The sequence below is a fragment of the Paenibacillus sp. SEL3 genome (assembly GCF_054602585.1).
On the sequence record NZ_CM137725.1, the window covers coordinates 2,629,798 to 2,643,945 of the forward strand.

6 protein-coding genes are annotated in these 14,148 nt (G+C 41.3%); all 6 read right to left on the minus strand.

The genetic code is table 11. The features are described from left to right. Positions 1-85: 85 nt before the first annotated feature. The 6 genes from ACYCS5_RS12175 to ACYCS5_RS12200 all read right to left on the minus strand — a co-directional run bounded on the left by ACYCS5_RS12175 (position 86) and on the right by ACYCS5_RS12200 (position 14,124). A complete protein-coding gene (locus ACYCS5_RS12175) occupies positions 86-664 on the minus strand; it encodes a hypothetical protein (protein WP_165146201.1) in 579 nt (192 codons plus the stop codon). Positions 665-709: 45 nt separating this feature from the next. Continuing rightward, positions 710-2,242 (minus strand): stalk domain-containing protein, encoded by a 1,533-nt coding sequence (locus tag ACYCS5_RS12180; RefSeq protein ID WP_341040180.1) that lies wholly within the window; start codon positions 2,240-2,242, stop codon positions 710-712. A gap of 99 nt (positions 2,243-2,341) precedes the next feature. Next, positions 2,342-4,708, minus strand: coding sequence for a copper amine oxidase N-terminal domain-containing protein (locus ACYCS5_RS12185; protein ID WP_341040181.1), 2,367 nt, complete (start codon positions 4,706-4,708; stop codon positions 2,342-2,344). A gap of 540 nt (positions 4,709-5,248) precedes the next feature. After that, a complete protein-coding gene (locus ACYCS5_RS12190) occupies positions 5,249-6,595 on the minus strand; it encodes an efflux RND transporter periplasmic adaptor subunit (RefSeq protein WP_029514603.1) in 1,347 nt (448 codons plus the stop codon). Positions 6,596-6,614: 19 nt separating this feature from the next. Further along, a complete protein-coding gene (locus tag ACYCS5_RS12195) occupies positions 6,615-9,752 on the minus strand; it encodes an efflux RND transporter permease subunit (RefSeq protein WP_029514604.1) in 3,138 nt (1,045 codons plus the stop codon). A gap of 352 nt (positions 9,753-10,104) precedes the next feature. After that, the gene (locus tag ACYCS5_RS12200) at positions 10,105-14,124 is read right to left on the minus strand and encodes an S-layer homology domain-containing protein (protein WP_459761120.1); all 4,020 of its coding nucleotides are present in this window, start codon (positions 14,122-14,124) and stop codon (positions 10,105-10,107) included. Positions 14,125-14,148 lie beyond the last annotated feature (24 nt).

Genomic DNA, 14,148 nt, shown 5'->3' on the forward strand with positions numbered 1-14,148 from the left:
GGTTCAACTTAGCCAAGAACAATTTGCTATCCCAAACAGTATTTAAGAAAAAGAGCCGCCGAAAGCAGCTTAAATACAAAACAGTTTACTGAACAGAATAACCGCCTCGTACCATAACGACCAGACCAAACTTCTGACCTTCTTTTACTTGAATACCTCTTCCTTCTCTAGGAAACGATAATAAATGATTTTTTTCGACAGCCTGATTATGAACAATTTCCGTTCCAGAAGTAATATCAATAGCCCCACTGGCATCCATACTATACACAACAGCATAACCATTACGTAAAATAAATTCCGAGCCTGCTTTGGCAATCAGTTTTTGACCAGGCTTTACATCAACAACCTTTAAAACCTCTGTCTGCTCTGGTGTGGAAGTTTTTCCTGCACTAGAAGTTCCTGACGCCGTTGTGTTAGAGGTAGCGTTTGTCGCTGGAGTAGGCGAACTAGTCGTTTTACTACTCGTGTTACTTGCGGGCACTCCACCTTTGATTGCCTGGGCAATTTTTTGGTCAACATAGCTTTTGGTTACGACTGGATCATCAGCTGTACCAGGTTGTCCAGAACTGGAGGCTCCGTTAACTGAATTGTTCATTAAGGAGCCTGCTACAATTCCTCCCCCAAGTAAAGCTGCAGCCAACGATACTTTATAGCGTGATTTCATGAAGTCCTCCTACAGCAGGTTATAGCAAGTATAGTTAAGTTTTAATTATTGCGCGCTTGCTCCAGTGGAACCTTGCATAGCCCAAGGCTTATTGAAAGCCACCTTCAAAGTATCAATACTTGAAACTATATCTTCCGCCTGTTGCTCAGCAGTAGTTACTTTCAAATTAGCTTCATAAACCTGAAGCTCTGTAGCCAACCCAACATCAAATTGCTTCTTAGCCATATCAGCCGCACTTCTAGCACTCACTAAGCCAGCTTGAATCTGTGAATATTGACTTTCCAATGCTTTGATATTGTTATAAATTGTTCTTACAGCTTCTTCGAGTTGTCTCTTTGTGCCTTCTGTAGCATATTGAGCTTTTTCAACATTAAGTTGTTCAGCTTCATAAGGGGTATTTCCTGGAGTATTGAAGTTGTAAAGCTTCAAGCTCAATTCAGCCAAATCCACTTTTTGCTCACTCAACCAAATAGCAGTACTGCTAGTAAGTACTTGGCTTACTTTTGTCTCTACATTATCTTTAAATTCAGAATAGACAGGCTTATCCTTCAGTTCATAACGTTGCTCTGGTTTGTAGCCAATCAACTGGTTCAAAGATACATATGCACTATCCAAATCTTTTTTAGCTTTATCCAAAGCTGCTTGATTTTGAGTCAACTGATTAGTCGCTTGGGTAACCTCATAATCACTCGACATTTGATTATCTCTCTTGATTTGTGCAACTTTAAGCTTGCGCTCAGCATCTTCGATATTCAAAGCAGCCAGCTTAACGGCATTTTGCTTTTGAAGGAGCTTATTGTAAAGATCTTTTACATTATATTCAATACTTTCTTTGGTCATTTCCAGATTCTTCTTGGTAGCCTCATAATTAAGGTTCGTTTGGGCATAACCTTTGTAAGCTTTATCTTGACCCTCATTACCTGCTTCTGCTGGAACAAAGTCAATATTTTTGCCTGTCTCTTTCAAAATTTTCCCTGCCTGATCAATACTCACTTCTCCTGTTTTCACTGAAGTACTATCAGCAATAGCCAGTTTGACTGCATCGTCATAGGTCAAGGAGTCATTATAGTAAGTATCATAAGTAACTTTGGTCACAGGAGCTGCAAGTGGCTTACTAGACAAGCTATTGGTGTCAGTAGCACTACCACTACCTTGATTCGAAATGGTCACTGTTCGTGTAGTCTGATCCCAATTTACTTTGGCGCCTAATGATTGGCTCACAAAACGTAAAGGAACGAGCACTTGACCCTTTTGAATTTGAGTTGCTGCATCGAGCTGTACCGGCTTACTGTTTTTATAAGCAAGTTTGGAGCCAATATTTAAAGTTAATGTATCGTCATTTTTAGATGCTGTTACTTTTTTAGCCTTGCTGTCCCACTCCACTTGCGCTCCCAAGCTTTCAAAAACACCACGAAGAGGCACCAAGGTTGTATTTTGACTGACTATCGGAGACTGTGTATATTGCTGAGTCACACCGTTAATAATAACCTTTATATCACCTGGTTGAGCTCCTGCAAGATTGGCGAACGCAGAAGAAAGAACTAATGTGGACAGTACTGCCACTCCAAAACGTTTCATAATTTCTCTCCTTTGTCAATAAGACTAATAAAAGAAAAGGGCTCCAAAAGGAACCCTCTTCTCATCTAATTCAGTTAACTCAAAAGAGTTGCTCTTAAATTAGTTTTTGTTTTCAACAGTAACTGTTTTTGCAGTTGCATCATAAGTGATGGATGCATCCAGCGCTCTGCTCACCCAAGCGATTGGCAGTACAGTACGGTTTTTGTTAGTTACAGCTTTAACGTCCATACGAATCACAGAACCGTTAACAGTCAACAGGTTTGTGTTCAGTTTGATTTGAGCAACAGTGCTACCTTTGATCAGGGTAACTGTGGAAGTTGCTTTGTCAAACAGGATGTTTTGTGGGGATACACCCAGAGCTTCAGCTGCATAACGTACTGGCAAGTAAGTGCGTCCGTTTTCAGCATAAGCAGCTACTTCTGCTGTTTTAGTTTCGCCGTTCACAGTGTAGGAAGTACTTCCCAATGTGAAGACAGCTTTAGTTTTAGTAGCACCTGGAGCTGGAGTTCCAACAGTTGCGATTGCTACTTCAGCAGCTGCAGTGTTGTTATCTTTCCAGTTTTGAGTGTTGTCAGTTGCGCCTTTGTATGCAGTGTAAGATACTGCGCTACCTTTCAGCTTAGCAACGATGTCGCCTTGAGCTACAGTACGGTCAACAGTCAGCTTAGGAGCCGAGATTGTGATTGTACTTGGAGTAGCAGATTCGCTGTCGATGTAGAAGCTCAGACGGCCTTTGTTGCTTTCGCCGTAAGTATCAGTAGATACGCTCTTCACTTTAACGTCACCAGCTGTAACTTTTACTTCTGGAGTAGCAGCAAAACGTACACCTGTTGGCAATTCCAAGATTACTTCACGGCTACCGTCTTTCTTAACGAAAGCTTCTTTAGCAGCTTCAGTGATTGTGATATCGCCAACTTGTTGATCGCCCAGACCGATTGTAAGGGTTGGTTTGGAAGCAGCAGCCAGAGTAACTGCTTGTTTCACAGTAGCAACCTTAACAGTACCGCTCAGACCTTGGCTACCAGCAACATCAACGTTCAGATCGCCGGAGAAACCTGGTTGCGTTGCAACTTCAACGTTCTTCAGTTTCAAAGTACCAGCGTCAGTTGTGCTGTTAGCGCTATTGAAAGTCAATTTCAAAGTACGTTTGTCAGAGTCAGTGTAGGAAACTTCTGCTCCACCCAAACCGTTAGTGTTTTCCATAGAACCAGAGAAGTTACTTCCTGGGTTATTGCTTTCAAAAGTCGACTGCCAACGAGCACCTTCAGGCAAACGCAAAGTTACAGTACGTCCTTTTACGAAAGAGCCAGCAACAGTTTCTTTAATTGTAACATCACCAATTTTTTGCTCGTCATGACCAGCAAGGATTGTTGATGGAGTAGCAACAGAAACGCCACCACCGATTTGACCGTAGCTACCTACTACGAGGGAGCTAACATCAGTTGTTGCATTACCAGAGATACTAACAGTAACATCGCCTTCTTTAGCACTGTTTTCATCATCAACATAGAATCCTACAGGCAATTGGAAAGAAGTTTGGTCGTCACTTACTTTTTTCAAAGACAAAGTAAGTGTATCGCCATCAGTGGAGTAATTCACGTCTTCTGGCTTAATTGCTTTGTCTGTCTTGGAAGTATACAAAATAGTGGCTGGTGATTTAAGAGCGGAGTCCCATTTGAAACCGCTAGGCAATTTCAACTTAATGTTGTTGTTACCCAAAGAACCAGCTGTTTCTTCTTTAACTTTCAAAGTTGCAGTAAAGTTTTCTTCGCTGGAAACAGTATCAGCAGCGCTCAAAGATACTTGACCAGAGGACACTACGTTGGCAATTGTAACTTCACCGCTAGTCAAACCACTTGCAGAAGCAGCATCAATTGTTGCTTTTACCGGTCCATTACTTGGTCCAGTCACATTGATTTTACCAAAATTCAGGTAAACCTCGGAACTATCTTTAGAGTCGTTATAATTGTTATCGAAAGATACTCTTACAGAATTACCAGTCAACTTTTCGACTTTAATCGGTTCAGCTGGGAATGGACTTTCTGCTTTAGATTTGTTATCTCCAGCATCAAGATAAACACCCAAACCATAAGTTGCATCATTAGCGGATGTAGTAACTTTTGGATCTGTAGCAAAGTTGAAACCTTTAGGCAATGTTACTGTAAAAGAAGCACCTTGTGCTAAGGAAGCTTGACTAATAGAAACTCTTGCTCTACCAAGAGAAATAGGCTCCTTAGTTGAACCAGAATTAATTGATGGATTATTTAGAGAAAAATAACTAGAAGATGCATGGATTGCAGTTGGTGCAGTCAATGCTGCGATTGGAGCTGCTACACCAGCAACCAATGTTGCTGTTGCCAGCACGTTGATCATTTTTTTATTAAACTTTGTCATAACCTTTTTTTCTCCTCCTTGAATATAACCAGAAATATTATTTTTGTCTTTTTGTCGGATCTTGTCACTCATCAGTCGTTACACCTCCTTTCCGAGCTTTATGAGAACCCTTATAAAATGATATCTGTGACAATATCACAGAAGCTTGGAATCTAGTTGAAAGAAAGCGTCCATTTATGACGTACTCCAGTATTATACAATGTGATAACAATGCAGTAAAGATTTTTTTTAGCGAATTTTGTCTTTACGCTTTTGTACCCCTTTGTTTCATACTCACCCAATTAGACGTAGCATGGGTTCAAAAAGTTGCGTCCGTTTCAAAAAAAAATTTTTTTTTTTTGAATTATGTATTCCGCTTTCCACAGTCATAATTATACTCTTGATCCTGTTCCTCCGTCATCCTACAACTTTTACCTCCTCAACCTTAAATGTACAAGGGTTATTTCCGCACATCTAATCGGTCTTTAATGGAGTATATTCGCTAAGAATTATCCATAGAATATATAAAGTACATAAAGTCTATAGATTCCCTTGAAATCTAATACTCTAATACACTTTAAGTAGTAGAAATGACGGAGTAACAGTGATTTACGTAAATATAGCCGTGACAAATTACTTCACTACATTAATCTTCGCGCCATCCGTAAGCAGACTAACGCCCTTAACGACAACATTTTGTCCTTCAGCAAGCCCCTTGGTTACCTCAACCTGTTTGGCACTTTCCTGGCCTGTCTGTACCTCTACCCGCTTAGCCACTGTTCCTTCCACTACATAAGCATACTTTTTCCCTGCCTGCTCCGTAATGGCATCCTGCGATACCAAAATGTTTTTAGGAGCTTCTGATTTCATGTATACAGTTACAACCATCCCTGATTTTAATTCGCCAGAACCATTAGGAACTGATACCTCAACAGGGTATGCCTTCAGATCATTATCCATTACCGGATTGACAGCCGATACTTTGGCCTCAATTCGCTTATTTAACGAGTCCACGCCTACAGTCACAGATGAACCCACCTGCATCTTGAGAAGCTCAGATTCAGAAACGTTAACTTTAGCAATAATAGGATTGGTATTTGCTATTGTAGCAACCGCGGATTGTGCACTAACCATTTGCCCCTGGGTTCCTGTTACTACCGATATCGTACCGGAAATCGGAGCTTTGACCACAGTATCCACCAGTTGGCTACGTGCTGTGTCTAAACTGGACTTAGCTTGATTGACAGAAGCACGAGCTACGTCAATGCCTGTTTTCTGTTGGGCAAGACGTAATGATTTTTGAGCATTGCTATATGTTGTTTGCGCACTTTGCTTGGACGTTTGTGCATTGTGAAGTGTGATCTGTGCATTCTCCACTGCAGTTAAAGCCCTTCTATGCGCTATTTGAGACTGCTCTAACTCAGATTGAGATAGAGCACCCGCACTAAACAACTGTTGGTTGCGGTTGAGCGTATTTTGAGCATCACGCACGGAACTCTGAGCATCGACCAGACTGGTCTGAGCTTGGGTGATAGTGTTGTCTTGCTGGACAAGCGCACTTTTGGCTTGATCCACGCTGGATTCTGCCTGCTGTACCGATTGCGCTGCACCTGACTCTGCTTGTTTTAAATTGGCCAGGGCAACCTGGTAAGACTCCTGGGATTGCTTAATCGAGTCTTGCAAGTCCTTTTGGTCTATAGTAAACAATGTGTCGCCTTTATTTACTTTTTGGCCCACTGTAAGGTTAATACTTTGAATTTTACCACTAATTTTCGGAGACACCTGAGCTGTCTCTTTGGGAGCAAAGCTTCCAATAATACCTGTTGAATCGTTAATACTACCTTTAGCCACTTTTGCTACTTGAACTGGAATGGCTTGCTGCGCCGTAGTCGGTGCGGCAGGGGCCTCTCCCCCACCGCAACCAGCTAATGCAACTGATAAAAGCAAAGTTGTAGCAATCAGAGCACTTTTTTTATTCATTATGTTTCTCCACCTCACCTTATATATGAACACTTTTTTGTAGTTTCGCTTCTTTTTTTAATTCTCTCTTCGCTTGTCTTTTTAATTTCCGATTCTTACGTTTTTGTATCATATTATCCATGATGACGTAGACTACCGGAATAAGAATCAATGTAATAACAGCTGCGAAGGATAACCCGAATACAACAACAACTGCCATCGGTGCTTGTGTTTCGTTACCCTCTCCTGTAGCGAATGCCATTGGGATCAAAGCTAGTACAGTAGCCAGCGTGGTCATCAAAATCGGACGCAACCGCTCAGACGCTCCATGAATAATAGCTTCATCCCGATCTTGGCCGTCTTTTCGGAGCTGAATTATAAAGTCAATCATAACTATGGCATTGTTGACGACCAAACCGACGAGCATGATGTAACCCGTCAAAGCTGAAACGCTAAGACTCGCCCCGGTTACAGCTAAACCGATAAGCACACCAATTACCGTAGGTGGAACGGAAAACATAATAACAAACGGTGTGAGCAGAGATTCAAACTGTCCTGCCATAACCATATAAATCAGAACTACAGATAGCAGAATAGCTATCCCTAAGTTTATAAAAGACTCCATCATTTGTTCAGTTTGCCCACCACCCGTATCTGCACTGTAGCCTTCTGGGAAGTGAGTACTCTTCAAAAGAGCATCTATTTTCTGTTTGACGGTTAGAATGTCCCCTGATCCATCAATATCAGCAGAAATCTGTACTTGACGTGTCTGGTCTTCACGAGTAACAGTATCGGGTACAGTCCGTTTATCAATACTTACTACGGAAGACAAAGGTACATCAATACCTTGTGGAGTGGTAATCCGCAAGGCTTGTAGATTTGACAAATCGTGGCGATTTTGCTCTGGCAATGATATCTTCACATCAATCTGATCTTCACCTGTACGATAGCTTGTGGCGACTGATCCATTAAAAGAAGTATTCACTGCAGATAAGATTTGAGTTGCTGATAAGCCATATCGACTCGCAAGCTCCCGATTAACGGTAATCTCATATTCTTCGCGAACGGCACTCAAGCTACTTTTCACATTGACCGTACCCGGTATTTTTTTCACGTCCGCAACGAGATTGTCCGAGAGTTCTCTCAGGACGTCAATATCGTCACCTTTTAGATTAATGTTAACAGCCGCACCGCTTGAAAGGCCTGTTGTGGACGTCAGTGTAATCTCTGCATCCGGAATACTATCAAATTTCTTACGAAGGCCCTCAACTACAACATCTGTTGGCTGATGCCCATCCTTGAGCGTAACACTTAAATCTGCCGAGTTGGTTGGAGTTGCACCTGAAAAGGCCGAATTGCCACCAGACCCAACTGTCACTGTCATTTTATCCAAATCAGGAACTTTCAATATTTCTTTTTCTATATCTTGAACAACCTTTTCCGTTTCTTCCAAGACCGTTCCATTAGGAAGTTTCACATTAACTGTGAATTCCCCAGTATCGGATGCTGGGATAAATTCAGCCTTAACGAAAGGAACTAGAGCCCCAGCTGCCACGAACATTAATAAAGTAATGATTAACACAGATTTTCTATGGTTGATTCCCCACTTCAGTATACGGCGATACCCACCCTTAAATTTCTCGAAGCCAATATTAAACCACACAATAGGGTTAACACCCTTATAAGTACCTGAAGAGTATATGGATTCATCTGGTATGGTAGGTAGCCAACGTGAACCGAGCATCGGCACAATCAGAAGGGATACGACCAAGGCTGCAATGTGAGAGAAAATAACTGTTAACGCCAACGGTTTAAATAGAACTCCCGCTATTCCATCAACAAAAACAACTGGTAAAAATACTACGATCTGCGCAAGTGCAGATGCCATAACGGCATTACCCACCTGCTTGGAGCCATCAATAGCCCCTTGTAGCATGCTTTTCCCTTCATGTCGTTGTCTAAAAATATTCTCAATAATAACAACAGCAAAGTCGACAAACGATCCTAACCCCAGAAGCAAACCGCTCAATGAAATAACATTAATGGTTTGTCCGGTGAAATACATCATCATAAACGTAGCTACGAAGGAAATTGGAATAACGATAGCAGCAATAATGGTAGAACGTATACTGTTCAAAAATAAAAGTAATACAATGGCTGCGATAATAAGCCCCAATATAGCATGCTCTACTAGTGAGTGTACGGAGTCGCTAATCGGTTTCGAAGCATCTGTTACCATCTCTAATTGAGTTCCCTGAGGCAATTCCTTCCGTATCGAATCTAAACTATCCTTTACAGAATTGGCGATTGAGAGGGTATTCCCCCCTGTGGCTTTAGTAACAGAAATATTGACACTTGGCTTTCCATTAAAAGTAGAAATGGTTGTAACATCATCCAAGGAATCTTCAACTGTCGCAATGTCCTTTAGCTTAACGCTCCCCTTCCCTACTGGAATTGGCGTTTCACCCATTTCTGAAACAGCTTTATATTCACCCTGAACCCGAAGTTGGATTTCTGTATTGCCTCGGTATACTGAACCAGCAGAACCCGCTACGTTATTAGACGATAGCGCTTGGCTGATTTGATCCAGCGTAATACCATAGCTTTGAAGCTTGGCTTGATCTACAGTAATCTTCACAAGCCGTTCTTGCCCGCCTGACATGCTGACTGAAGCTACTCCCGCAATTCTTTCAAGTCGCGGCTGAATAATATCCTTAGCAATAGGCTTCAGCTTGTTAACATCCTGGTCCCCTGTAAAGGAGAGTGTAATAACCGGCGTTGCATTAAGATCCAATTTAAGTACGCGCGGCGAATTTGCCGCCTTTGGAAGAGATCCTCGAACTCCATCAATTTTATCTCGCATGTCGAGGGTTGCTTGATTGATATCTACTCCCCAATTAAATTGAATGATGACCATAGATGATCCTTCTGAAGATTCGGACTGGATCGTATCTACATTCTCAATAGAAGCCAGACTCTTTTCAATAGGTTTGGTCACCAATTCCTCAACTTCCGTTGGTGTCGAGTTCGGAATACTGGTCGCTACCACAGCGATAGGCAACTTCATATCCGGCATCTGCTCGACAGGAAGCCTTAACGAAAAAATACCGCCCCCGATTAGCAAAGCAATAATTAACATAAATACTGTTACAGGACGGCGTATTGAAAACTGAGACATCTCATCACTCCCCACTCACTTCTCTATGTAATATTTAAGCACACACATCCACTACTACGATGAAATAAGCGTAAAGTTTCAGATAAATGCGCAAAAAAAACATATAAAAAAATAATAAACACATTTTGAGATAAAAGCTTAAAAAAAAGAAATTAATTACAGACGTTTAAGCTAAATCCAAAATAAAAAACGTTGTAAGGCTAATCCAAAGTTCTTACCTCATTGATATTATGGCATAGGCCCTTAATTCCAGTCAAATAGCTGATTTATAAAAAACATCCCTCTCATGTATATGAAAGGGAATTTCCATTTCGCATGGAGGGATGTTTAATAATTTCAGGTGTTTTGTTAATTAGATTTTAGGAAGCAGCTTTTTATCAGCCATAACTTTAGCTACAATAATGGCTGCATCTCCACGCAAGGTCAGGGAAGTAGGATTAAACATATATCCTTTTTTCAGATCGCTTGCATCAACAGGTGAACCCGTAATAAAGCCTTTCTTGGCAATAGCCAACACAGATGCCTGTGCATAGTAATCAATTTTGTCCGCATCTTTAAAGGTCTTAGACAGATTCTTCATGATCTTGTCATGATCTGTTTCAAGCTTCAAATTCAATGCCTTAGCGATAATGACTGCTGCATCTTGGCGTGTGATTACATCTTCCGGCATAAAGATTCTTGGTTGCGAACCTTTGACAATACCAGCGCGTGCAGCTGTTTCAATATAACGATAATCATAGAGCGCATCTGCTGATATCGTATTTGGAATAGACACGTCGTCAAAATGCTTCGCTCCGCTGAAATTAAGCGGAATTTGCAGACCTTTGACGATCATAGACGTAAATTCGCCTCTTTTAATGTAGCTGTCGGGTCCAAAGCTATTAATTGGATCCATTGGGTTCATGACACCTTTAGCCAAAATGGCTTCGATGTAATCTCTGGCGTATTTGTGCTTAATGACATCACTATACGTTTCTCCAACTTTAGCAACTACATAGTAACCGAAACGATCAAACGGTACTTTAATGGTGTGTTTTTTCGGATCCACCACACCACCAATGTTCTGCCAGTCTTTAAGATCAGAATCAAAATAGAACACCGACATTTGTTTCCCTGCATCTTGAGCAATACTACTATCATACGTCAGCGTCAATGTAGCACGCTTGGAAGGTACTAACTCGTTAGATGGGTCACGCCAGTAGAAGTTTTTGATCTTGCTGCTGTCATTTTGCGACTTGTTAGCCAATTGATAAGGATCAGCACCATATGTCACTGGATCGTAAGCATCCGTTTTGATATCATCTGCGGTACCTGGGTCAATCCAGAATACTGGACTGGACTTGGTAAAACGACTTGGGAAATCCCGGTTGAAGTATCTACTTCCGTCTGCAATCAAGCTCCGCATATCGGACAATGCTTTTTCAGTTTCAAATTCATGACGGTCTACCACACCATCTTCGCTATTTGCTATCGCAAAGTACAAAGTATGCCCAGAGAAAACCTGGTTTTTGAATTGCTGTGGTTGATCGTAATCCCGGCGAATTAGACTCGTTCCCTTCGCAAAAGCAAGTGTAAGATTACCATCGAACACTTTGTGCGATGTTTTCATCGCTTCCATGTACTGCTCGCCAGGAATATTTGTAGGCACATATTTAACAGTAATGGTCTGTTTCAGTTTTTCTTTGCCTACTGTAACCACTACGTCAATTTTATTATCTTTGTTGGCTTTTAGACCTGTTACGATGGCTTTGTAAGTTGATGGGTAATCAACGGTACCATCATAGTCAGAATCAAATCCTTCTTGAACCGCTTTTTCCTTACCTACCATAACACTATCTGCGTTACCTGCGTTCACAACAACTTGCACAAAGTTTTGATTCACGATTCTCTTTTCAGGGAGCGGACGCAAAATATCAAAAGATGTAGATTGACCTGATACTTGCAGTCGGAAAGTAGCAAATGGTCCGCTCTTGCCGCTATTGTACAAGGTAATGTTATAAGCTACTGGTGTTCCATCTTGCGAAATAGTTTGGTTTTTCAACACAAAGCTGAAATACTTTTTGTCCGGATGGTAGTACACAAGCAGGTCTTTTAAATCTTTATTTGTAAATTTATCTGTAGTAGAACCGGAATTGTATGTTGTCTTAGCATCTTCTGCTGAGAAAAACTCGTTACTCAACGTCCAGTTGACTTCACTGTCATCCGATCCCTTAATCTCCAAAATATATTGATCTTTATTAGCAATATCACTTAACGAACCATTTACCTGATCTGCTTTACCCAAATCAGCAATACTGAAAGTACCAAATACATTGATATTTTTCAGAGATGTATTGTAGTTAGTATCATCCACTTTGGTGAAATTAGCATCTTTTGATTTCGGAGCAATTTCGCTATATTTCGGCGTATTGCTCAAGCCGCTAACTGGTGTAAAAGGGATGATTCCTTGTGTGTTGGGAACAGGAATTACTGGAATATTCGTCTGTGTAAAGTTTACTTTTACCGTATTGCTATACTCAATACCTGGCTTGTATACAAACTTGATTTCATTATTCCCGTTCGCCAAGGCATTGGCTGCGGCTGTCTCAGAGGAAGCAGCAAGCTTGAAGTCCGCTCCTGAACCATCCAAATCAACCAATACATTATTAATATACAGGAATACATTTCGGTTACTTCCAGTGTAATGAATATCTGCTGCGTTGCTCACATCAAGCAATTTACCTTTAAAGTTGCCCAGCTGAGTCAATTTATAGGTATTCAAGTTTGAGCTGGATGTATTCAACGGGATTTGTTGCCCATCATAAATCGTGTCGTATTTCATAAACGGACCCTGCAACAGATTCACCGTTGCTTTAATGAACTTAGTTGAGTCACCATTCAGATAAAAATTCAGTACATTTTGTCCTTCTTTAGGCAAAGTGTCTACATAAGCAACAATTTTCTTCACTTGCGTTGACTTACCATTGATTGTCCGAATCACATCTTGAGGCGACCCTACAATATTAATCGTTACTCCGGAAAGCTCACTAATCGAAGAAGGTGCACCATTAACAACGATAAACTCCATACCTACAGGTACAGATGCAGCATCTGTAGTCTTGTTCTTCATAGAGCTACCTGTTAATTTCAGAGCTTCATCTATAGCAGCTGCTTGATCAGACCCGCTTCCCTTAATTCTGCTCAACAATTGATTATTAAAATCAGGAAGATAGTTAATATCATCAATATACGGCTGAGTGCTGCTGCGCAATGTAAATTGGACAGCCGATGGAGCTGGAGGTGTACTGCTATCCGTATAGGTTATGCCCAGAGATGCCCTGGTCAAATGATCAATAACAGCTTCTGAAGGTACAGTCACCTGAAATGGATATACTTTATAACCATTTGATGTAACCACATTTGCAGTATCAATTGTGGCATCAACTCCAGTCGCACTACCCACAGCGCTACCATTGTTACTCACATCGGTAAAACGCGCATTGATTGTGGCAACTCCTGGATCGGTTGGACCGCCTGGCACCAAAACATTACCTTTTAAAACCACACCACTTGTAGACGATACGGTAAAGTCAGGCGAAGTGGTCAGATCGGCAGAAACATTCCCATCCTTGTTCAAGGTCAAATCAGAGAATTCCGGTTTTCCCGTATAAATCGTAATTTCACGTGTAACTGTAAGAGCCTGAGTTCCGTTATTCACTTTAATATTCACTATATTTTTACCTGGACTGAGTACAACACTACCTGTTAGTTTATAGCCAGTGTAAGAGGATACATTATACGTATTACTGCTTTTTGCAGACGTAAGCGTTACACTGTCGGCATTAGGCGCCGTACCTTGAATGACTACTTTAACATCATCCGTACCGCTATTGCGAGCGTCTGTTAACACAGCTGTCTGGTTCTCTACTAATTGCTCTGTTTCACCATTCAGCGTAGCAGACAGATCATAAACCTTGGGTCCATCCTGGTACTCTACGTAAATAGAATCCTTCATCTCAGCCGAGTTTTGGCTACTTTGGAATGTAATTCGGTTCAAACCAGGAAACAGTTTGATGTCTGTAATTTGAAGTGTAGAGCCACTGACCGTAATTCCGCCTTTTTGACTCTCATTTTTATTCACCACATTAAGGGTCGTTCCATTTTTAGAGAGCTGGAATACACTATATGATATCGTGCTTCCGTTCACTCCGTTAATCGTACCGTTAACTGTAATACGGTCGGTGTTCACCGATCTGGCCGAATCCGCATCATACTTCTCATTTGGAAAAATGAAATAAGTTCCTGTCGCAGCATGAGCCGTACCTACCAGGGCCGCCGGCACCAAGCCAATGATGAGACCAACCGTCAGCAACATGGATAGCAATCGTTTCAAATCATTGTCCTCCTTTGATTCTGT

Bases quoted from the DNA above. Each gene is read 5' to 3' on its own strand.
- ACYCS5_RS12175 (WP_165146201.1), bottom strand. From the start codon at position 664: ATGAAATCACGCTATAAAGTATCGTTGGCTGCAGCTTTACTTGGGGGA.
- ACYCS5_RS12185 (WP_341040181.1), bottom strand. From the start codon at position 4,708: ATGAGTGACAAGATCCGACAAAAAGACAAAAATAATATTTCTGGTTAT.
- ACYCS5_RS12180 (WP_341040180.1), bottom strand. From the start codon at position 2,242: ATGAAACGTTTTGGAGTGGCAGTACTGTCCACATTAGTTCTTTCTTCT.
- ACYCS5_RS12195 (WP_029514604.1), bottom strand. From the start codon at position 9,752: ATGTCTCAGTTTTCAATACGCCGTCCTGTAACAGTATTTATGTTAATT.
- ACYCS5_RS12190 (WP_029514603.1), bottom strand. From the start codon at position 6,595: ATGAATAAAAAAAGTGCTCTGATTGCTACAACTTTGCTTTTATCAGTT.